Origin of the sequence: Sphingomonas sp. LR59, from assembly GCF_036855945.1 — a bacterium.
Classification (GTDB): domain Bacteria; phylum Pseudomonadota; class Alphaproteobacteria; order Sphingomonadales; family Sphingomonadaceae; genus Sphingomonas.
This window is the reverse complement of the sequence record NZ_JASPFL010000001.1, coordinates 3,234,301-3,255,246: the sequence shown is the minus strand read 5'-3', so window position 1 is coordinate 3,255,246 and position 20,946 is coordinate 3,234,301. Positions and strand designations below refer to the sequence as shown.

21 protein-coding genes and 6 pseudogenes are annotated in these 20,946 nt (G+C 65.1%); 12 read left to right on the top strand and 15 right to left on the bottom strand.

All coding sequences use genetic code 11. From position 1 onward, the window contains the following. Window position 1: 1 nt before the first annotated feature. A complete protein-coding gene (locus QP164_RS15205) occupies window positions 2-436 on the bottom strand; it encodes a YcgN family cysteine cluster protein (protein WP_133020171.1) in 435 nt (144 codons plus the stop codon). Further along, window positions 433-1,024: pseudogene (locus tag QP164_RS15200) on the bottom strand (SCO family protein). The gene QP164_RS15205 and the pseudogene QP164_RS15200 overlap by 4 nt, the downstream one beginning before the upstream one ends. Window positions 1,025-1,103: 79 nt before the next feature. Between QP164_RS15200 and QP164_RS15195 the strand changes: the two are divergent. Beyond that, window positions 1,104-1,712, top strand: a complete 609-nt coding sequence (locus tag QP164_RS15195) for an ankyrin repeat domain-containing protein (RefSeq protein WP_333923682.1) — start codon at window positions 1,104-1,106, stop codon at window positions 1,710-1,712. 130 nt (window positions 1,713-1,842) lie between these two features. On the opposite strand, the pseudogene QP164_RS15190 reads toward QP164_RS15195, so the two are convergent. From QP164_RS15190 to QP164_RS15140, 11 genes and pseudogenes are all read right to left on the bottom strand, one after another. Further along, window positions 1,843-2,339, bottom strand: a pseudogene (locus QP164_RS15190) (MmcB family DNA repair protein). Window positions 2,340-2,549: 210 nt separating this feature from the next. Continuing rightward, window positions 2,550-3,149 (bottom strand): cell wall hydrolase, encoded by a 600-nt coding sequence (locus QP164_RS15185; RefSeq protein WP_333923681.1) that lies wholly within the window; start codon window positions 3,147-3,149, stop codon window positions 2,550-2,552. A 187-nt stretch (window positions 3,150-3,336) separates the two neighbouring features. Further along, complete coding sequence (locus QP164_RS15180) at window positions 3,337-3,663, bottom strand: DUF1491 family protein (protein ID WP_333923680.1); 327 nt, start codon at window positions 3,661-3,663, stop codon at window positions 3,337-3,339. Then, window positions 3,660-4,127 (bottom strand): PaaI family thioesterase, encoded by a 468-nt coding sequence (locus QP164_RS15175; RefSeq protein WP_120300964.1) that lies wholly within the window; start codon window positions 4,125-4,127, stop codon window positions 3,660-3,662. Before QP164_RS15175 ends, QP164_RS15180 begins: the two co-directional genes overlap by 4 nt. Window positions 4,128-4,264: 137 nt before the next feature. Continuing rightward, window positions 4,265-4,732 carry a PTS sugar transporter subunit IIA gene (locus QP164_RS15170; RefSeq protein WP_333923679.1) on the bottom strand — a complete coding sequence of 156 codons (468 nt, stop codon included), beginning with the start codon at window positions 4,730-4,732 and terminating at the stop codon, window positions 4,265-4,267. A 100-nt stretch (window positions 4,733-4,832) separates the two neighbouring features. After that, entirely contained in the window at window positions 4,833-5,432 is a 600-nt protein-coding gene (gene hpf / locus QP164_RS15165; protein WP_056064359.1) for a ribosome hibernation-promoting factor, HPF/YfiA family, read from the bottom strand. Window positions 5,433-5,492: 60 nt separating this feature from the next. After that, a pseudogene (gene dnaQ / locus QP164_RS15160) lies at window positions 5,493-6,184 on the bottom strand (DNA polymerase III subunit epsilon). A 15-nt stretch (window positions 6,185-6,199) separates the two neighbouring features. Further along, window positions 6,200-6,775, bottom strand: coding sequence for a dephospho-CoA kinase (coaE, locus tag QP164_RS15155; RefSeq protein WP_333923678.1), 576 nt, complete (start codon window positions 6,773-6,775; stop codon window positions 6,200-6,202). Further along, complete coding sequence (locus QP164_RS15150) at window positions 6,772-7,584, bottom strand: shikimate dehydrogenase family protein (RefSeq protein WP_333923677.1); 813 nt, start codon at window positions 7,582-7,584, stop codon at window positions 6,772-6,774. Before QP164_RS15150 ends, coaE begins: the two co-directional genes overlap by 4 nt. A 279-nt stretch (window positions 7,585-7,863) precedes the next feature. Next, a complete protein-coding gene (locus QP164_RS15145; protein WP_333923676.1) occupies window positions 7,864-8,454 on the bottom strand; it encodes a Maf family protein in 591 nt (196 codons plus the stop codon). Next, window positions 8,451-9,284 carry a pyruvate, water dikinase regulatory protein gene (locus QP164_RS15140; RefSeq protein WP_333923675.1) on the bottom strand — a complete coding sequence of 278 codons (834 nt, stop codon included), beginning with the start codon at window positions 9,282-9,284 and terminating at the stop codon, window positions 8,451-8,453. The genes QP164_RS15145 and QP164_RS15140 overlap by 4 nt, the downstream gene beginning before the upstream one ends. 417 nt (window positions 9,285-9,701) lie before the next feature. Here QP164_RS15140 and hemE point away from each other — a divergent pair. The 4 genes and pseudogenes from hemE (at window position 9,702) to QP164_RS15120 (ending at window position 13,593) form a co-directional block, all read left to right on the top strand. Then, window positions 9,702-10,660 (top strand): annotated as a pseudogene (gene hemE / locus QP164_RS15135) (uroporphyrinogen decarboxylase). Next, window positions 10,657-11,118: a CopD family protein gene (locus tag QP164_RS15130; RefSeq protein WP_333923674.1), complete on the top strand. Its 462-nt coding sequence runs from the start codon at window positions 10,657-10,659 to the stop codon at window positions 11,116-11,118. Before hemE ends, QP164_RS15130 begins: the two are co-directional and overlap by 4 nt. Before the next feature lie 270 nt (window positions 11,119-11,388). Beyond that, on the top strand, window positions 11,389-12,645 hold the full coding sequence (rho, locus tag QP164_RS15125; protein WP_031395107.1) for a transcription termination factor Rho: 1,257 nt from the start codon (window positions 11,389-11,391) through the stop codon (window positions 12,643-12,645). A 228-nt stretch (window positions 12,646-12,873) separates the two neighbouring features. Then, window positions 12,874-13,593, top strand: a complete 720-nt coding sequence (locus QP164_RS15120) for a TerC family protein (protein ID WP_333924278.1) — start codon at window positions 12,874-12,876, stop codon at window positions 13,591-13,593. A gap of 185 nt (window positions 13,594-13,778) precedes the next feature. On the opposite strand, the gene QP164_RS15115 is transcribed toward QP164_RS15120, so the two are convergent. Further along, complete coding sequence (locus QP164_RS15115; protein ID WP_333923673.1) at window positions 13,779-14,492, bottom strand: dienelactone hydrolase family protein; 714 nt, start codon at window positions 14,490-14,492, stop codon at window positions 13,779-13,781. A 115-nt stretch (window positions 14,493-14,607) separates the two neighbouring features. Then, a pseudogene (locus tag QP164_RS15110) lies at window positions 14,608-14,958 on the bottom strand (methylated-DNA--[protein]-cysteine S-methyltransferase); the annotation flags it as partial. Between the two features lie 56 nt (window positions 14,959-15,014). Here QP164_RS15110 and QP164_RS15105 point away from each other — a divergent pair. The 7 genes and pseudogenes from QP164_RS15105 to QP164_RS15080 all read left to right on the top strand — a co-directional run bounded on the left by QP164_RS15105 (window position 15,015) and on the right by QP164_RS15080 (window position 20,717). After that, on the top strand, window positions 15,015-15,248 hold the full coding sequence (locus QP164_RS15105) for a DUF6489 family protein (protein ID WP_056053820.1): 234 nt from the start codon (window positions 15,015-15,017) through the stop codon (window positions 15,246-15,248). A 7-nt stretch (window positions 15,249-15,255) separates the two neighbouring features. Then, a complete protein-coding gene (gene mnmE, locus QP164_RS15100) occupies window positions 15,256-16,533 on the top strand; it encodes a tRNA uridine-5-carboxymethylaminomethyl(34) synthesis GTPase MnmE (protein WP_333923672.1) in 1,278 nt (425 codons plus the stop codon). A gap of 33 nt (window positions 16,534-16,566) precedes the next feature. Next, window positions 16,567-17,957, top strand: a pseudogene (gene mnmG, locus QP164_RS15095) (tRNA uridine-5-carboxymethylaminomethyl(34) synthesis enzyme MnmG). 74 nt (window positions 17,958-18,031) lie between these two features. Beyond that, window positions 18,032-18,421 (top strand): hypothetical protein, encoded by a 390-nt coding sequence (locus tag QP164_RS19895; protein WP_443027449.1) that lies wholly within the window; start codon window positions 18,032-18,034, stop codon window positions 18,419-18,421. 243 nt (window positions 18,422-18,664) lie between these two features. Next, window positions 18,665-19,039, top strand: coding sequence for an RsmG family class I SAM-dependent methyltransferase (locus QP164_RS15090; protein WP_333923671.1), 375 nt, complete (start codon window positions 18,665-18,667; stop codon window positions 19,037-19,039). Next, a complete protein-coding gene (locus QP164_RS15085; RefSeq protein WP_056487592.1) occupies window positions 19,036-19,818 on the top strand; it encodes a ParA family protein in 783 nt (260 codons plus the stop codon). Before QP164_RS15090 ends, QP164_RS15085 begins: the two co-directional genes overlap by 4 nt. Further along, a complete protein-coding gene (locus tag QP164_RS15080) occupies window positions 19,815-20,717 on the top strand; it encodes a ParB/RepB/Spo0J family partition protein (protein WP_107954192.1) in 903 nt (300 codons plus the stop codon). Before QP164_RS15085 ends, QP164_RS15080 begins: the two co-directional genes overlap by 4 nt. The last annotated feature ends 229 nt before the right edge of the window (window positions 20,718-20,946 follow it).

Below are 20,946 nucleotides of genomic sequence, written 5' to 3'. Positions count from 1 at the left end.
CTTAAAGCTCGCGATCGATCACGTGATATTCGAGCTCACCGGCCTCGTCCTCGCTGATCGTCCAGCCGCGGACCGATTGCTTGGCGCGGTGGACGGCCTCGCGGTCGCCACAGACGAGGTAATGCCATTCGGGCAATTGCTCGCCCGCCGCGCGTAGGCGGTACGCGCAGGTCGATGGCAGCCAGTCGATCCCGCGGACGTTGCCCGTCGTCAGCCGAACGCACTCGGGAACATAGGCGTGACGGTGGCGGTAATCGGAGCATTGCCCGCTGCGGCGATCGAGCAGGCGGCACGAGACATTGGTCGCGACGAGCTCGCCGGTATCCTCGTCCTCGAGCTTGTGGATGCAGCATTTGCCGCAACCGTCGCACAATGCTTCCCACTGGCCGCGATCGAGCTGGTCGATCGGCGTGTCTTCCCAGAAGCGCGCGCTCATCGGGCCCAGCGCTTGATTTCCGTCACCACCGCGTCGGGCCCTTGTTCCTGCGGCAGCAAAGCGAGGGGCTTGCCGTCCGGGCTCATCAAATAGGCCTGGCGCGAGTGGTTTACGAGGTAGCCGCCACCCGGCGATGGGTCGCCCTTGCTCGAATACACAGCATACTCGGTCTTGATCTTGGCGATCTGGTCGTCGGTACCGGTCAAACCGACCATCCGCGGGTGAAACGCCGAGACGAACTGCTTGAGCACCGCAGGCGTATCGCGCGCCGGATCGACCGTCACGAACACCGGCACGATCTTCGCGGCGAGCGCGGGGTCGCTCGATTCCAGCTTTTTACCGCTGCGCCGATCGCCTGGACATCCGTTGGACACACATCGGGACAGAAGGTGTAACCGAAATACATGATCCGGTATTTGCCTGCGAAGTTGCGCTCGGTGACCGACTGCCCGTTCTGGTCGGTCAGCGTGAAGGCGCCGCCAATCCGCGCGCCTTCGAGCGGCGGTTTGGCAGGGGAGCGGACGCGTTGCACGCAGATAGCGCCAAGACCGGCAGGGCGAGCGCGGAGAGGATGAAACGGGTGTTCATGATGCCTCCAGCCTTGATCTGTTCGCTACTGCGGCGCAAGCGTTGCCCCATATCCAGGACGAACCAAGGAAGTTTCTCGATGCGTATTCGCCTGATCCTCGCTGCTACCCTTCTGACGCCTGCGCTCACCTGCGTCGCGGCGCCCGCGTTCGCGCAGGGTCAGTCGGAGGGGTACAAGTTCCTGTCCGCGGTACGCGATGCGAAGAACAACGAGGTGCTGGAGATGCTCGGCAAGCCCGGCAGCAACATCATCAACACGCGCGACGTGACGAGCGGGGAGGGCGCGCTCCACATCGTCATCAAGCGCGGGGACGAAGTGTATCTGCGCTTCCTGCTGCAGAAGGGCGCGGATGCGAACCTGCGCGACGGCAAGGGCAACACGCCGCTGCTGCTCGCGGTGACGCTGGGGCAGACGGGCATGATCCCGATCCTGACTGCGGCAGGGGCGAACCCGAACCTGGCGAACTCGGCCGGCGAAACGCCGCTGATCCGCGCGGTACAGCGCCGCGACGTCGGGATGATCCGGACGTTGCTGACCGAGGGAGCGGATCCCGATCAGGCGGATATCATGGCCGGCATGTCGGCGCGCGATTACGCCAAGCAAGACGGGCGTAATCCAATAGTGTCGAAGCTGCTGGTCGACGCGCCGAAGAAGGTGAAGAAGGCGGTTTCCGGCCCGAAGTTCTAATCGTCGATCCTCCCCTGGCAGGGAGGTGGCTGGCTCTTGTCAGACGGACGGTGTCACGCTCTCGATGGCGCGTTACCTCGCCGTCAGCCCTGCGAGCTGCCACCTCCCCTCATAGGGGAGGATTATGAGCCTAGAACGCCAACCCGTCCGCATCCGGGTCCATCTGCGCGATCAATCGTCGCGCCGCACGCCGGGCAAACGCCAGCGTCCCGCGCTTACGAATATGCGCGGGGAGGGGGTGGTATGCGCCTCGCGGACGATCGCCGCGTCGTAGCGATCCGCAACGATGATCCCAGTCCGCTCGGGCAGAAAGGCTGATCCATGCAGCGGCCCGACATCGAACCCCGCCGGGACAGCCCAGAAATACCGGTCGCAATGCCCAAGATAATCGGGCCACTTGCCGTCGCCGAGCAGGTCGGCACGCGATACCTTGATCTCGACGATGACGATCTGCCCGCGTGCATCGACTGCCATCAGGTCGGCACGACGGCCGCCGTCGAGCGGGACTTCGGTCATCGCAGTGAGGTCGTGACGCAGCAACATCCGGATCACGCCGCGCGCCACGTCAGCAGCGCAAAGCGGCGATCCCGGTTCGTCGATGCAGGAGTCCGGCGGCATATCGAGCATGCCCCGGAAATAGAACAATCCGCGAACGAGGCAAGCTCATTCACGGATTGCGGTCCGGATCTCAGGAAAAACGTCTAGCCAAATCGCCTTCCCTATCCCGTTCGTGCTGAGCGAAGTCGAAGCACCTGCGTTCGGGGCGCACCCTTCGACTTCGCTCAGGGCGAACGGGGTGAAGGGCAAGGGGTAGGAGGTTGCTTGAGACGGATGCTCTCAGCGATAGAAGACGTGGTTGCCGATCGAGGCGACCTTGATCGCGCGAACCGATGGGCGGCGATCGGGCGTGTTGAAGTACAGCGCCTTGTCTGCCGGGCTGTTCCACGCGCTGGCGAGCGCGACCTTGGCAACCGCGATCGCAGTGCGATAGGCGGCGCCAGCATTGATATTGGGGATCTGGCCGCCGCGAACGAAGCTGAACTGGCCGCGCTGCTTGACGACGCCGCAGACGTTGGTCGGGAAACGACCCGACTTGGCGCGGTTGATGATGACTTCGGCGACCGCGAGCTGGCCGGTGAGCGGCTCGCCCTTCGATTCGAAATAGATTGCGCCGGCAAGGCACTGGAGCGCTTCGTCGGCGGCGGCGCTATCCTGCGCGGCAACGGCCTGGGCGAGCGTGTCGAATTCTTCTTCCTCGGCAGCAGCGACCGGCTCGACTGCTGCAACGGTGGCTGCGGCGGGAGCGATCTGCGGAACATTCTGCGGGGAGAGGGCGTTTAGATTTGCGAGAGCCGTAAGATTGACCGTGGAACGATCGAGACCAGTCGCCTGACCGGGTGCGCTGTTGCCGAGCAGGCCGGCGAGAGAGAATGTCATGGCTGCGATGGTCGCAGCCCGCTGAAGAATCGTCATTCAAACTTATTCAGATGCGGTTGGACCGCGGAAGCAATCGTACGAGCCGATCGTCCAGGCATCCCCCGACTGCGTAACTGATCCGGATCGCACCCGTCCCAGCACAACGCCAATCAATGTTGCAATTCCCCTCTATTGGGGGGCTTTCGAGTCAATCGTCGAGGATCGTTTCAGCGGCGAACCGTTCCGCCGATGCGATGTCCACCTCGATTACCCAGAGATCCGGGTCGCTTGCGCGGCGGCGACGCCAATATCCGTCTAGGTCTTCGAGCGGAGTGGAGTCGATCAGCGCGGTCCGTCCGTCGGGTCCGATGCCGCGTTCGAGCAGGCGGGGAGGGGCGCCCTTGTCGACCGCGATGACCAGGATCGCGCCGCCTTGCGGATCGCCTTTCGCCATCACGGCGCCGAAACCGCCGGCGTCGTTGACGCGCCGCAGCAGCGCGCTGACGAGGACTCCGCTGGGGAGACGACCGCTCATGCTGCGCTGCGGTATCCGGGGAGGCCGGCGAGCGCGATCCGCGAGCGCATGAAGGTGCCGGTGCCTCTTGCCGCTTCTTCGCCGTCAGCATCGATCAGCCGGGCGTCCGCGACGAACACGCGTCGCTTGCCGCTGATCCAGCGTCCTTCGGCGATCACCGGGCCGATCTTCAGCGGGCGCGTGAGGAGCAGGTTGAAGGCGGTGGTGAGTAGGAAGCGGTCGGTGACCAAGCTGTTGCAGGCGTAGAAAGCGGCGTCGTCGAGCATCTTGAAATAGCTCGTGCCGTGCGCGGCGCCGCCGGCGTGGTAGTGGCGCTCGTCGATCGTGAAATGGATGCGCGCGACGCCAGCTTCGGGGATTTCCAGCGAGGAGTCGAAGAAGCGGTTGATGGGGGCTTGCGCGTAGAGCGACTCCAGTGCGCGGAAATGCGCGTCTGCGCCTGCTGTGTTTGGCGTGTCAGACATTCGCGTCGCTCGCGAACAGGCAATAACCGTCATCCTGACGAAAGTCAGGACCCAGAGCCACAAACGCCATCCCGCTGTAACCCTGGGTCCTGACTTTCGTCAGGATGACGGGGGCGGGGATGGACGCGGGGGCGGCCTCAGGCTGCATCGCGGACCTCGTCGGCGGTGAACAGCGCATAGACCGCGTCGGGCGAACCGCCGCCGCGCAGTTTCTCGAGGAACGCCTTGTCGCGCAGGCGTCGCGAGACGCGCGCGAGCGCCTTCAGGTGGACCGCGCCGGCATCGGTGGGGGAGAGCAGCATGAAGACGAGATCGACGGGGAGATCGTCGACCGCCTGGAAGTCGACCGGCTCTGCCAACCGCGCGAACACGCCCGTTACCTGTCCGAGCCCTTCGAGCTTGGCGTGCGGGATCGCGACGCCGCCGCCGAACCCGGTCGAGCCGAGCTTCTCGCGCGCAGCCAGCCGATCGGCGATCATCTTGGGGTCCGCATCGAGTATCTCAGACGCAACCGTGGCGAGATGCTGGAACACTGCCTTCTTGTTTTTGGCGATCACGCCCGTCTGCACTGCGTCGGGACGCAGCATGTCACTAAAATCGGTCATTGTGTTCAATGTCTCAAGCGCCCCGCGCGCGTCCGCCTTAGCGGGTTGCGCGGGGGCGTAAAGGCGCGGCCTTGAGACCCGCGCCTTTATGGACCCTTCTTTATTGGGCCGGGGTGGCCGCTGCTCGCTGTGGCTCGACCCAACCGATCGTGCCATCGCCGCGACGATAGACCATATTGTGCGCGCCGGTGCCCGCATTCATGAACAGCAGCGCGGCGGTGTTGCGCAGATCGAGCATCATCACCGCGTCGGACACGCTGGCCTCCGGGATATCGACGCGCGTTTCGGCGATGATCAGTGGTGCGTCCGCGACATCGTCTTCCTCGATGCTTTCCTGGAACAGCGTGTAGCCGGCATTGTCGTAGCCATTGCTCTCGGCGATCGCGACCGCTTCGCCCGCATGGCGATCCTTCAGGCGGCGCATGTAGCGGCGGAGCTGAGTCTCGATCTTGGCAGCGGCGGCATCGAATGCGGCGCGCGCGTCATAGGCGTCACCGTGGCCCTTGATCACGAGGCCCTTCATCACGTGCGAGACGATGTCGCATTTGAAGCCGGCGTCGTGCGGGCCCTTGCCGAACGTGACTTCCGCCGAGATGGCGCGCGAGAAATACTTGTCGGCGATACCCTGGAGTCGGTCTTCCACGTGGCTGTTGAGTGCTTCGCCAGTGTCAACCTGATGACCAGAAATCCGGATATCCATTGTCGTCTCCTTGTCGGCGTTACAGTCTCGGGCGGTCCTATTGGCTCCACCCTGCCAGCGTCATCCGGACGCCACGGCCCCCCAGATCGGATCCTTGATCCCCTTCATAAACGCAGCATGGGCCGCAAGGTCTCCTCGCTCACCGCGAAAACGCGGACTGGGCGAACGACCCGAGGCGCCTGTGCGACGATCGGAGTCGCAGCGTTGCTGCCGCTATCGCCGAGCAGGCCGAGGCCGATCTGGCGACCGCCCATCAGCTCGACATAGACCTGCGCCAACAACTGCGCGTCGAGCAGCGCGCCGTGCAGGACGCGGTGGCTGCGATCGATTCCGAAGCGCGAGCAGAGTGCGTCGAGCGAATGCTTGGCGCCGGGGTGGCGGCTGCGCGCGATCTGCAGCGTGTCGACCATCCGCTTCATGTGGATGATCTGGCGCCCGCACTTGGTCAGCTCGCCGTTGAGGAACGAGAAGTCGAAGCCGGCATTATGCGCGATCATCGGCGCGTCGCCGACGAATTCCAGCAAAACCTCGACCGCGTCGGCGAACTTGGGCTTGTCGGAAAGGAACGCCTGGCTGAGCCCGTGGACGTTGAACGCCTCGACCGGCATGTCGCGTTCGGGGTGGTAATAGGCGTGGAAGGTGCGCCCGGTCTCGACCCGGTTGAACATCTCGACGCAGCCGATTTCGACCATGCGGTCGCCGCCGGAAAAACTGAGGCCGGTGGTTTCGGTATCGAAGACGATCTCACGCATCCCGATGGTATCGGCTCAGATTTCCAAGGATGCAAGCACCGCCCGGACTTGCGCGCGCGTTGCGTCGAAGCTGGTGTCGGTGTTGATGACGTAATCCGCGCGGGCGCGTTTGTCGGCGTCGGGGGTCTGGCGGGCGAGGATCGCGGCGAACTTCTCCGCGGTCATGCCGGGGCGGGCGAGGACGCGGGCGCGCTGGACGTCGGGGGCGGCGGAGACGACGACGATCACATCGACGTTGCGGTCGCCGCCGGTCTCGAACAGCAGGGGGACGTCGAAAACGACTCGCTTGCCGGCGTGCTTTGCGAGGAAGGCGGCGCGTTCTTCGCCGACGGCGGGATGGACGATCGATTCGAGTCGCTTGATCGCAGCGTCATCGCCGAACACCGCCGCCCCGAGTTTCGCTCGATCGACTGCGCCGTTGCCGGTGGTGCCGGGGAAGGCGGTTTCGATCACGGGGACCAATCGACCGCCAATGCCCTGCAACCGGTGGACGGTGGCGTCGGCGTCGAACACCGGGACGCCTTCGTCCGCGAACATCGCGGCGACCGCGGATTTGCCCATGCCGATCGAGCCGGTGAGGCCAATAATCATTTGATCAGCAGCGCCCGGAGTTCGTCGTCGCGATCGCGCGGTGGTTCCACGTGGAACAATATCTCGAACGCGACCGCGGCTTGGCCGATCAGCATCTCCAGACCATCAACGGTTTCGAGATCGCGCGCGCGTGCCGCTTTCAGGAGGCCGGTTTCGAGCGGGGAATAGACGATGTCGTACACCAGCGAGTCCGGTTCCAGTGCGCCGAGATCGATATCGAGCGGCGGCTGACCCGCCATCCCGAGCACGCTGGCGTTGACGAGCAGCCGCGAGGGCGGGGCGGCAGGACCGATCGGCAGCGCCTGCCCCTTGAGCCCGAACGCCGAGAGCAATGCCGCACCCTTCAGCGGATTGCGGTTGAGAATGGTGACGGGGCCGACGCCCATCCGCGACAGCGCGAACAGGATCGCGCGGGCGGCGCCGCCGGCACCGATCACCGTGACAGGCTGGCGGGCAATATCGAGATCGTCGATCGGCGCCCAGAATCCGGCGGCGTCGGTGTTGGTGCCGATGCAGTCGCCAGCTTGGTTGCGGAACACGGTGTTGATCGCGCCGATCGTCCCGCGGACGTTACCGGGGTCGGAGACGTGGTCGAGCGCGGCGATCTTGTGCGGCATCGTGATGTTGCACCCGCGCCAGGCCGGGTCGGCTTTGCGCTCGGCGAAATATGCGGGGAGGTCTTCAGTGGTCACGAGCTTGTGGCGGTATTCCGCGTCGATCCCGAGCGCGTCGAGCCAGAAGCCGTGGATCAGTGGCGATTTCGACTGTGCGATCGGATCGCCGATCACTTCTGCATAGGGGCGGGTCATTCGGGGCTCCGGTGAACTCGGTTTAGTCGTTGTATTCGCATAAATAGGCACACCACGCTCTCTCCGTCATCCCAGCGAAAGCTGGGATCTCTCCATTTGGCGATCGACATCTGCCCCGCGGGATAACCCCAGCTCTCGCTGGGGTGACGGATGGAGGCTGAGGTCGGGTCAAAACCACTCCGTCACCCCGGACTTGTTCCGGGGTCCACCCTGCCGCGAACTCACGTCTCTCGATTTTGAGGAACCGTGGATGCCGGAACGAGCCCGGCATGACGGGGGTTAAGCCGGCAACTCACCACGCACGCGGAGGAAATCGAGAACGTTGAGCAGCGGCATGCCGAGGACCGTGAACTGGCTGCCCTCGATTTTGGCAAACAACTGCGCACCGGGGCCTTCGATGCGGTAGCAACCGACGCACCCCGAGATCGCAGGCCATTCCGCGTCGAGATACGTCTCGATGAACGCGTCCGACAGCGGGCGGACGTGCATCTTCGCTCGCTCGACGTGACGCCACACCGCCTGGCCGTTCTCGGCGATGACCGCGGCGCTCCAAAGGTCATGACGCTTGCCGGACATCAGCCGCAGGTGTGCCGCCGCATCGGCGCGGTCGACCGGCTTGTCGAGAATGCTGCCATCCTCCAACGCAACCAGCGAGTCGCTGCCGAGCACCAGATACCCCGGCATCCGAGCGGAAACCTTGAGCGCCTTCAGTTCGGCCAAGGCATCGGCAAGATCGCGCGGCGACAGGTCGCGCAGCGCCGCCTTCGCCGCATCCTCGTCAACGCCGGCGAAGGTCGCGTCGAACGGCACACCCGCGGCGGTCAGCATCGCGCGACGCGAGGCGCTCTGCGAGGCGAGGATCAGGCTCATGCTTCCTCCGGCGTTACGGCGTCGGTCCGCCGCTGGTTGCACAGCGCAATGATCGCCGCCGCGGTTTCCTCGATCGAACGCCTAGTGACGTCGATCACCGGCCAGCCATTGTCGGCGAACATGCGCCGCGCAAAGGCCAGTTCGCGCATCACCGCTTCCTCCTCGACATAGGATGTGTCGGGTTGCTGGTTGAGCGACAGCAACCGGTTGCGGCGCACCTGGATCAACCGGTCGGCGCTGGTCGTGAGGCCAACGATCAGCGGGGTCTTCAGGCTATAGAGAATTTTCGGCGGCGGGCTCTCGACGACGATCGGGATGTTGGCGGTCTTGTAGCCGCGGTTGGCGAGATAGATCGAGGTCGGCGTCTTCGACGAGCGCGACACGCCCGCGAGTAGAATATCGGCCTCCTCCCATTCCTCCCACGCGATCCCGTCGTCATGCGCGATCGTCCACTGGATCGCATCGACGCGCGCGAAATAGGCGGCGTCGAGCACATGCTGGCGCCCCGGCCGCGCCTTCGCCTGCTGCCCCAGCAACCCTGACAATGCATCGTTGACCGGGTCGAGCGGTGCCACCGCAGGCAACCCCAGCGCCAGGCATCGCTGCTCGAGAATCCGCCGGGTTGCGGGGTTCACCAGCGTAAACACCACCAGCCCCGGGTTCTGCGCGATCTCCTGGAGGATGCGTTCGAGATGCGCTTCGGTCCGCACCATTGGCCAGAAATGGCGGACCGTCTCGACGTCGTCATATTGCGCCAGCGCCGCCTTCGCGATGTTCTCCAGCGTCTCGCCGGTCGAGTCCGACAGCAGATGAAGGTGGAGCCGGATCATCGGCATTTTGTCCCCAGCGACGGGGCCCCTGGGCGTGGATCTGTGGATAACATGGGGAGAAGGGCTAGCGTAACTCATCCCCCCGCCAAGCGACCGGTGTGCCGTGGATAACACCCATTCTATCCACACGCCCGCGCACAGGGGCGGAATTTATCCACAGGCTGTGGGTAACGGGGAGCCTTGAATCGAATCAGCGCGTTTGTGGGCGTGCCGAGGGGTCAAGCTGTTGGCATTTCCGGGATCACCGCATAAGTCCCGGGTTCAACCGCCCAACCACTGCAACAACCTATTTCTAGAATCTTCTTATAGTAGAAGAAGGGTGCTCCGCTGACCGATCCGACCTCCCATTCGCCGTCCTTCAAGCCGCTCCTGGCGACCCTTCGCGGAGAGCGTCAGGCCGTCCCGCCGCTGTGGCTCATGCGGCAGGCGGGACGGTATCTCCCCGAGTATCGCGAACTCCGCGCGGAGAAGGGTGGCTTCCTCGCGCTCGCGACCGATCCCGACGCAGCCGCCGAGGTGACGCTTCAGCCGATCCGCCGGTTCGGGTTCGACGGATCGATCCTGTTCTCCGACATCCTGATGATTCCGTGGGCGCTCGGGCAGGATTTGAGCTTCGGGGTCGGCGAGGGGCCTCGGCTCGAGCCGGCGCTGGTCGACCATGCGCTCGATCGGTTGCAACCGGTGATGGGGCGGCTGGAGCCGGTCTACGGCACGGTTGCGAAGGTCGCCGCTGCCTTGCCACCCGAGACGACGTTCCTGGGCTTTGCTGGGTCTCCCTGGACGGTCGCGACCTATATGGTGGCGGGGAAGGGGAGCAAGGATCAGTCCGAGACGCGGCGTTTCGCGTATCGCGACCCCGAGGCGTTCGGTGCGATCATCGATGCTATCGCAGACAACACCGTCGAGTATCTCGCGCGGCAGGTCGAGGCGGGCGTCGACGTGGTCCAGCTGTTCGACAGCTGGTCGGGGTCGCTATCGCCTGCGCAGTTCGAGCGTTGGGTGATCGCGCCGACCGCGTCGATCGTCGAGCGCCTGCATGCGCGCTGCCCCGGCGTGCCGATCATCGGCTTTCCGAAGGGGGCAGGGGCAAGCTGCCCGCCTATGCACGCGAGACCGGCGTCGATGCGATCGGGCTGGACGAGACGGTCGATCCGGTCTGGGCGCATGCGTCGTTGCCGGCGGACATGCCCGTCCAAGGCAATCTCGATCCATTGGCGCTGATCGCGGGCGGGGCGGATCTCGATGTGGCGATCGACCGGATCCTCGCGGCGTTCGTCGAGCGTCCGCACGTCTTCAACCTCGGCCACGGCATCCTCCCCGACACACCCATCGCGCATGTCGAGCAGCTGATCGCCCGCGTAAGGAGCACGACATGAGCGGTTTTCTCGGCGCTGCATATGACTGGGTGAAGGCGGCGCATCTGATCTTCGTGATCTTCTGGATGGCGGGGCTGTTCATGCTGCCGCGCTATCTCGTGTATCATCAGGAGGCGCTGGCGGCGGGCAACACGACCGAGGCGGCGAACTGGGTCGATCGCGAGAGCAAGATCCGCCACATCATCCTGACGCCGGCGATGATCGTCGTCTGGGTACTGGGGATCGCGCTGGCGCTGAACCTCGGGCTGGCGGACGGCGCGCCGGGGCTGGGGTGGCTGCACCTGAAGCTGGTGCTGGTGCTGCTGCTGTCGGGCTATCACGGCTGGGCGGTCGGCTATGCGAAGAAGCTCGCCGCGGGGAAGCCGACACTGGCGGGGAAGCAGTTGCGGATGCTGAACGAGGTGCCTGCGCTGGCGGTGACGCTGATCGTCGTGCTGGTGATCGTTAAGCCGTTCTGAGTCCAACGTCATCCTGGACTTGATCCAGGATCCAGAGCGGCAGACGATATCGCTTGTGGCTCTGGATCCTGGGTCGAGCCCAGGATGACGGCTGGGGCGGGGTACGCACTCCTGCTTGACTAACCCGCCCCCAATTCTAACACCTTCTCCTAACACGGCCTCCTGGCGTCCTGCCCGGTCGTGTCTTGCCAGACTCGTCTCGCCCAGTTCCGCTTCCCAAGCGCACCGTCGACCGAGCGTTCTCCCGTTGATTGCTATCCGGAAATCCCCATGCATCTCAAAGACCTGAAAAAGAAGAAGCCTGCCGAGCTGGTCCAGCTGGCCGAGGAACTGGGGGTCGAGAGCGCCTCGACGCTGCGCAAGCAGGACCTGCTGTTCGCGATCCTGAAGGTCCAGGCGGACAATGGCGACCAGATCATGGGGCTCGGCACGATCGAAGTGCTGCCCGACGGCTTCGGCTTCCTGCGCTCGCCGGAATCAAACTATCTCGCCGGCCCGGACGACATCTACATCTCGCCGAACCAGGTCCGGAAGTTCGGCCTGCGCACCGGTGACACGGTCGAGGGCGAGATCCGTGGGCCGAAGGACGGCGAACGCTATTTCTCGCTGGTGAAGCTGACCGCGGTCAATTTCGACGACCCCGACGTCGTCCGTCACCGCGTCAATTTCGACAACCTCACGCCGCTCTATCCCGAGAGCAAGCTGACGCTCGATCCCGCCGACCCGACCGTCAAGGACAAGTCGGCGCGCGTGATCGACATCGTCTCGCCACAGGGCAAGGGCCAGCGCACGCTGATCGTCGCCCCGCCGCGCGTCGGCAAGACGGTCATGTTGCAGAACATGGCCAAGGCGATCACCGACAACCACCCCGAGGTGTTCCTGATCGTCCTACTCATCGACGAGCGGCCTGAGGAAGTCACCGACATGCAGCGCAGCGTGAAGGGCGAGGTCGTCAGCTCGACCTTCGACGAACCCGCGCAGCGCCACGTGCAAGTCGCTGAAATGGTGATCGAAAAGGCCAAGCGCCTGGTCGAGCACAAGAAGGACGTGGTGATCCTGCTCGACTCGATCACGCGTCTGGGTCGTGCCTACAACACCGTCGTGCCGTCGTCGGGCAAGGTCCTGACCGGTGGTGTCGACGCGAACGCGCTGCAGCGTCCGAAGCGCTTCTTCGGCGCCGCGCGCAACATCGAGGAGGGCGGTTCGCTCTCGATCATCGCGACTGCGCTGATCGATACCGGCAGCCGCATGGACGAGGTGATCTTCGAGGAGTTCAAGGGCACCGGCAACTCGGAAATCGTGCTGGATCGCAAGGTCGCGGACAAGCGCATCTTCCCGGCGCTCGACGTCGGCAAGTCGGGTACCCGCAAGGAAGAGCTGCTGGTCGACAAGGCCAAGCTCAGCAAGATGTGGGTCCTGCGCCGCATCCTGATGCAGATGGGCACGATCGACGCGATGGAGTTCCTGCTCGACAAGATGAAGGATTCGAAGACCAACGAGAATTTCTTCGATTCCATGAATCAATAACCGAGTGCGGCCTGCGCCAAGCTGGCGCAGGACTCGCACCGGTTCGGCCGGCGGGGCGTAAGCTCCGACCGACGACATGGGCTTTGCCCATGTCCGCCAAGAACACCCAAGACGGCACGCGAGAGCATGGCTTTCGCGTGCCGCTTTGCTATTAATCACTATGAAAACCGCCACTCCGCCCGCGGCGTGGCCACGTCACCGGGAGCTGACATCTTGAGTATCATCGCCATGCTGGCCGCCGCCGCATCGAGCACCGCGGGCCCTGGCTCGCCGCTGGAAATCTGGCAGCATATCGTCGCCGACTTCTCCAACCTCGGCGACCCGAAGGCGCTGGCCGCATTCGGATCGGTCCTGATGATCGACCTCGTCCTCGCGGGCGACAACGCGATCGTCGTCGGTGCACTCGCTGCCGGATTGCCCGCCGACCAACGCAAGAAGGTCATCCTGATCGGTATCGGCGCGGCGCTGGTGCTGCGCATCTTCTTCGCGTTGATCGTCACGTGGCTGATGGGCATCGTCGGGCTGATCTTCGCAGGCGGGCTGCTGCTGCTTTGGGTCAGCTGGAAGTTCTGGCGCGAAATCCGCGAGGGCGCGGAGAATGCGGGCTCGGAGGAGATCGAGGGCGACGAGCGCTCGGGTATCCGCTCCTCGAAGGGCTTTGCGAGCGCGGCCTGGGCCGTTGCCGTCGCCGACGTCTCGATGAGCCTCGACAACGTCCTGGCGGTCGCCGGCGCGGCGCGCGAGCATCCCGGCATCCTCGTCATCGGCCTGCTGCTGTCGGTCGCGATGATGGGTCTGGCGGCGAACTACATCGCACGCGTCATCAACAAGTATCGCTGGATCGCGTATATCGGCCTCGCGGTGATCCTCGTGGTCGCGCTGAAGATGATCTACGAGGGCTGGGTCGGCACCGGCGAGACGCTCGGGATCATCTCGCTGCTGCGCTGATCGCGGGGGCAGTTGGGATAAGGAAAAGGCCTCGTCGGGATCGTCCGGCGAGGCCTTTTTTTGTCTGTCGTCAGCACCCCGTCATGCCGGGCTCGTTCCGGCATCTACCGTTCCGCATGCTCGATAGTAGTGAGTTCGCGGGACCGTGGACCCCGGAACAAGTCCGGGGTGACGGGGAGAGGGGATCAGCCCAGATTCTCCGCGAAGAACTTCGCCGTCCGCTCGTCCGCCAGCTTGGCCGACGCATCCGAGCGACGCTCGCCGAACTCGGTCGCGAAGCCGTGATCCTCGCCCGCGTAATCGTAGATCGTCACCTTGGGGTGATCGTCGAGCCCGGCGTGCATCGCTGCCTGCGCATCCTTATCGACGAAGTGATCCTCCTCCGGCACGTGCAACAGCACCGGGTGTGCGATCGCGTGCTTTTCGCCGAGCAGGCCGTCGATCCCGACGCCGTAATAGCCGACGCTCGCATCGACGTCGGTCCGTGCTGCGGTCATGAACGCCAGGCGCCCGCCGAGGCAGTAGCCGACCACGCCGACCTTGGCGTTCCCAGAATCATTGGCACCGAGTTCGCTGCGGACGGCGCGGATGCTCGCCTCGATATCGGCGATACCCTTGTCTTGGTCGAACTGGCCCATCAGTTCGAGCGCACGGTCGAACTCGGGCTTGATGTCCGGATCGAGTTCGATGCCGGGCTCGAGGCGCCAGAACAGGTCGGGGGCAATCGCGAGATAGCCGGCCTCGGCGAGCGTATCGCACTTGCGGCGGATCCCTGCGTTCACGCCGAAGATCTCCTGGATCACGACGATCGCGGCTTTCGGCGTGCCTGCCGGCGTCGCGCGATACGCGGTGAATTCGCCATCGCCCGCGAGCGTGGCGATCTTGGTAGTGTTCGTCATAGCAGTCCTCCTGGCGGCCGCTCATGGTCGAGCAGTCGGGATTTGGTGATTGGGCCTTCCCCGCGGAGTACGCACCAAGCGCTCCGCCGGCTCCAAGGATTCGGTGGCAGGGGACGATGATCGGAAAAGGATTGTGCGCGCAGGCCTGGCCGATCGCGCGCGGGCTGGAGCCGATCGCCCTGGCGAGCTCGCCATAGCTGGCGGTCGTGCCGTAGGCGATGTCGACGATCGCCTGGCGAAGGTCGGCACCGCGCGGGGTAGGGGAGAGCGCGAGGGGCAGGTCGAACTCGGTCAGCCGTCCGGTGAAATACGCGTCGATCTGGCGGAGTGCTTCGAGGATCGCGGGGGTGTCGCTGGTTGAACCATCCTCCACGCCAATATCGATCGCATCGATCCGGTCCCCGGTGCCGGTCACGCGGACCAGACCGATAGGCGTTGCGATCGAGGCGGCATCGCGCGCATACATTCCCCCGCTATGCAGCGCCGCGATGGACCGCTCAAGCGTCATCGAGGGTGCGTCACATGAAGATGAATATCGAGATCGAATGCACGCCCGAGGAAGCACGGCGCGCGGTCGGGCTGCCCGACCTGACGCCGATCCACGACCGCTATATCGCGATGATGATGGAAGCCATTCCGGACGGCCAGATGAAACCCGAGATGCTCGAATCGATGATGCGCGGTTGGCAGCCGATGGGCGAGGCAGGGATGGCGATGTGGAAGCGCCTGTTCGACAGCGCGACGAAAAGCGGCTGAGTTTCCCGTGAAAACGATTTTTGCGGTATCGAGCGGGCGGCCGCCAGCGGCGATTGCCGTGGTTCGGGTGAGCGGGCCCCAGGCGTTTGCTGCGGCCGAGGCTCTGGCGGGACCTTTGCCGGTGCCGCGCTATGCCAGCCTCCGGGGACTGCGGGACACCGATGGGGCGTTGCTCGATCGCGCGTTGGTCATCGTGTTTCCGGGGCCCGCGACGGCGACCGGCGAAGACTTGGTCGAGTTTCACTGCCACGGTGGTCGCGCGGTGATCGCGGCGGTCGAACGTGTATTGTCGGGAATACCTGGCTTGCGCCATGCCGAGCCGGGCGAGTTCACGCGTCGCGCACTGACCAATGGCCGCATCGACCTGACCGAGGCCGAGGGGCTCGCCGACCTTCTCGAAGCTGAAACCGAAAGCCAGCGCGTCGCGGCGATGACGGCGGCGGAGGGGCGGGTAAGCCAGGCGGTTCGCGGCTGGATGGACTCGGTCGCGATGCTGTCCGCGCGGGTCGAGGCTATGCTCGACTTCGCCGACGAGGACGATGTCGCAAGCGATACTGCGGCGTTCGATGCGATTGTTTCCGAGATCGACGCACTTGCCGCGCACATCGAGGCGGTGGTCGACGCACCGCCGGTCGAGCGGCTGAAGGATGGGCTGCGGGTCGTCATTGGTGGTCCGCCGAACAGCGGCAAGTCGACGTTGCTCAACCTGCTCGGCGAACGGGACGCGGCGATCGTCTCGCCGATCTCGGGAACGACGCGCGACCGGATCGACGTGCCCGTTACGCGGAACGGTGTCGCCTATGTGCTGACCGATACCGCGGGCTTGATCGACACGCTCGACCCGATCGAGGCGATCGGCGTCACCCGTGCGGAAGGTGCGCTCGCCGCAGCGGACATCGTGATGTGGCTGGCCGATACCGCGCCGCCCCGCGCCGATGCGATCTGGATTCATGCGCGCGCCGATCTGCCGGGGCGGGGAGGGTTGCCGTCTGGTCGGACTTTGGCGGTCTCGCAAAACGACCTGGGATCGCTTGATGCCCTTTGGGGTGAACTGCATCGGCGAGCGATTGCGATGCTGCCCCGCGATGATGAGATCGCATTGAAACAGCATCAGCGTCGGCAGTGCGCTGCGGCAGCCGAGGCTCTTCGGTATCGAAGCTCCGATGCGCTTATCGTCGCGGAACACCTTCGACAGGCCCGCGCGATCCTTGCTGGCATTCTTGGGCTCGACGCGACCGGGGAGATGCTCGACGCGCTGTTCGGACGATTCTGCATTGGGAAGTGATGTTCCACGTGGAACATCTTTGACGCGTCGGTCATGGCGTTCTACGGCCGTGACATGTTCGATGTAGTGGTGGTTGGCGGTGGCCATGCCGGAACCGAAGCCGCAGCCGCGGCGGCGCGGAGGGCGCGCGTACCGCGCTCGTGTCGTTCGACGCTGCGCATATTGGCGCGATGTCGTGCAATCCGGCGATCGGTGGGCTCGGTAAGGGGCACATGGTTCGCGAGGTCGATGCGTTCGACGGGCTGATCGGGCGCGCGGCCGATGCTGCCGCAATCCATTACCGGATGCTCAATCGGAGCAAGGGATCGGCGGTGCAGGGGCCTCGGATCCAGGCCGATCGGCGTCTCTATTCCGGTGCGATCCAGGCGATGCTTGCGGCCACCGAGGAGCTTTCGATCGTCGAGGGAGAGGCGACAGCGTTGCATTTCGACGGCGATCGCGTGGCGGGTGTCATGCTGGCGAATGGCTCGATCGTGGCGGCACGAGCGGTCGTGCTGGCGACGGGCACGTTCCTGGGCGGACGTATCTTCCGGGGTGACGATCGCGAGGAAGGGGGCCGGATCGGCGAGCGGGCCGCCAAGCCACTTGCGGACCAGTTGCGCGCGCGGGACCTGCCGATGGCGCGCCTGAAGACGGGGACGCCACCGCGGCTCGACGCGCGGACGGTCGATTGGGGCGCGCTTGCCGAGCAGCCGTCCGACCCCGATCCTTGGACAATGTCGCCGATGACTCGCGCTCGTCCGCTTCCGCAAATCGCGTGCGCCATCACCCGGACGACCGATCGGACGCATGCGATCATCCGCGAGGCGTTTCATCAGTCGCCGCTGTTCACCGGCGCGATCGAGGCGGCGGGGCCGCGTTACTGTCCGTCGATCGAGGACAAGGTTTATCGATTTGGCGACCGCGACGGGCATCAGGTTTTCCTCGAACCCGAAGGCCTCGACGATGCGACCGTCTATCCGAACGGGCTGTCGACCTCGCTGCCGGTCGAGGTTCAGGCGGCGATGCTGGCTAGCATTCCTGGGCTCGAGCGCGTGACGATGACCATGCCCGGCTATGCGGTCGAGTATGATTATATCGATCCGCGGGCGCTCGATACGCGGCTTGCGCTGGGAGCGATCGAGGGGGTGTTCTGCGCGGGGCAGATCAACGGCACGACCGGGTATGAGGAAGCGGCGGGGCAGGGGCTCGTCGCTGGGCTCAATGCCGCGGCGTATGCTTGCGATCTGGCGCCGGTGATCCTGGATCGCGCGTCGAGCTATCTCGGGGTGATGATCGACGACCTCACGCTACAAGGGGTGACCGAGCCGTATCGGATGCTGACCGCACGCGCTGAGTTCCGGCTGTCTTTGCGCGCGGATAACGCCGAGACGCGGCTGGGGGGATTGCGGAGGCGGCTGGGTGTCTTGGACCCGAACGGCTAGCGCATCAGCATGCACTGGTAGCGGATCGCACCCGCTTCCGGTCGGCGCTCAACTGTGAGCGGACCGCGACCGAGGTGGCGGATCAGGGGGTAGCGATCGGTCGGGATGGTGCGCGGCGGACGGCGTTCGACTGGCTCCGGTTTGAGGGCGTCAAGCTCGCGCATGTCGCGCCGGACGCAGCGACAGGCATCCCGACGGCGGTCGTTGACGAAGTGTTAGAGGACGCGCGCTACGCTCCGTATATCGAGCGGCAGGCGCAGGAGGTCGCGCGGTTGCGGGCCGACGAGGCGATTCGTTTGCCGGAGGACCTTGCCTATGACCGCGTGCCTGGCCTTTCGAACGAGATGATCGATCGCCTGAGCGCGGCGCGGCCGACCTCGCTGGCGGCAGCGGCGCGGGTGCGGGGGATCACCCCGGCGGCGTTGTCCGCGGTATTATTGTATACGAAACGAGTGCCAGCATGACCGAAGACGATGCACAGAGCTGGACGACCGAGCGGTTCGGGGCGGCAGCGACCGAGCGCTTGAACGCGTTCGTGGCGATGGTCGTCGAGGAAGCGCCGCACCAGAATTTGATCGCACCGTCGACAATCCCGACGATCTGGGATCGGCACGTGGTGGATCTCGCTTCAGTTGGTTGCGATTGCAGGGGCGGGCAGCTCGTCGAAGCGCTGGCTCGATATCGGCACTGGCGGGGGATTTCCTGGCATGGTCGTCGCGCTCGTACGCGAGGGGCCGGTCGATCTGGTCGAGCCCCGGCGACGGCGTGCGGACTTCCTCCAGCTCTGTGTTGCCCGGCTTGGGCTCGGGGAGCAGGTCCGCGTTCACGCGTCGAAGGTCGAGAATGCCACGGCCGACGCTTCGATCATTTCCGCTCGCGCGGTCGCATCGTTGCAAAACCTTTTGCGTGGCGCGGCGCACTGCGCCACAACGGAGACGCGGTGGTTGCTTCCTCGGGGGCGTTTTGACGAGGAGGAGCTGGCCGCGCTCAAGCAGCATTGGCGGTTTATGTTCCACGTGGAACAGAGCGTCACGAACCCGGAGTCGTCGATCGTGGTTCTGGATCGGGTAGGCGCGCGATGATCACCATCGCGGTCGCCAATCAAAAGGGTGGGGTGGGCAAGACCACCAGCGCCATCAACCTCGCGACCGCGCTGGCCGCCACGGGGATGCGCGTGCTGCTGGTCGATCTTGATCCGCAGGGCAACGCATCGACCGGGCTCGGCATCGGTCATTCGCAACGCGAGCGGTCGAGTTACGACGTGTTGGTCGGCGAGACGTCGATCGAGGAAGCGGTGGTGCATACGCGCGTGCCGCGGCTCGATATCGTGCCGGCGACGGTCGACCTGTCGGGGGCGGAGATCGAGCTGGTCGATTTCGATGCGCGCACGCACCGGCTCGATCGCGCGGTAAAGGCGGCGCAGGGTCCTTGGGATATCGCGCTGATCGATTGCCCGCCATCGCTGGGGCTGCTGACGATCAACGCGATGGTCGCGGCGGATTCGCTGCTGGTGCCGCTGCAATGCGAGTTTTTCGCGCTTGAAGGGTTGTCGCAGTTGTTGAGTACGGTCGAGCGGATCCGCCAGCGGTTCAATCCAGGCCTGTCGATTTTGGGCGTGGCGCTGACAATGTTCGATCGCCGGAACCGGTTGACCGATCAGGTCTCGGCGGATGTTCGCGCTGTGCTGGGGAAAGTGGTCTTCGAGACGGTGATCCCGCGCAACGTGCGGCTGTCGGAGGCGCCGAGCCACGGGTTGCCGGCGCTGATTTACGATCACCGGTGTTCGGGGTCGCAGGCGTATATTGCGCTGGCGCGTGAGCTTATCGGGCGGCTTCCGGCAACTGCGCAGGTTGCGGCATGAGCGACGGTAACAAACGCGGCCGGCCGGGGCTGGGCAGGGGCCTCAACGCGCTGCTCGGCGAGATGGCGCGCGAGACGCCGGTGTCGGCCGATGGTGCGGCGCAGCAATCGTCAGGTGTGCGGATGCTGCCGGTCAGTTCGCTGTCGCCGCATCCCGATCAGCCGCGGCGGCATTTCGACGAGGCGATGCTCGACGAGCTGGCCGCGTCGATCGCGTCGCGCGGATTGATCCAGCCGATCGTGGTGCGGCCGCATGGGCATGATTTCCAGATCGTCGCGGGCGAGCGGCGCTGGCGGGCGGCGCAGCGTGCGCGGCTGCACGAGGTGCCGGTCGTCGTCCGCGACTTCGACGACGCCGAGACGCTCGAGATCGCGCTGATCGAGAACATCCAGCGCGAGGATCTCAACGCGATCGAAGAGGCGCAGGCGTATCAGCGGCTGGCGGGCGAGTATGGGCATACGCAGGAGGTGCTCGCCAAGATCGTCCACAAGTCGCGCAGTCATGTCGCGAACCTGCTGCGGCTGCTGGAGTTGCCGGCGCAGGTGCAGTCGCAGGTTGTCGATGGATCGCTGTCGATGGGGCATGCTCGGGCGTTGCTGGGGTCGCCGGATGTGGAGTCGCTGGCGGATCAGGTCGTGTCGCGGGGGCTGTCGGTGCGCGAGACCGAGAAGCTGGCGCGGGACGCGAAGCCTGGGCGGAGCCGTGGCGGCGGTGGTGGTTCGTCCGAGCCTCGGGTGCCGGATGCGGATATTGCTGCGTTGGAGCGGCAGTTGGCGGACTTGTTGGGGTTGCAGGTGCGGGTCGCGCATACCGAGACTGGGGGGACTTTGACGTTGAATTACTCGACGCTCGACCAGCTTGATATGGTTTGCCAGCGGTTGACGGGCGGGGCGATCTAAGTCGCCGGCCTGATCCAATCGCACCCCGCCCGTTCGTACTGAGCGAAGTCGAAGCACCTGCGTACCGGACCATCCTTCGACTTCGCTCAGGACGAACGGGGATAGGGGAGCGTGGAGGGGAGAGGGTGGACCAATACTCTCCGTCATACCGGCGGAAGCCGGGACCCACGGTTACGGTCCGCTTCGTTAGTGATCGCACCCTGTCCATGGGTCCCGGCGTGCGCCGGGA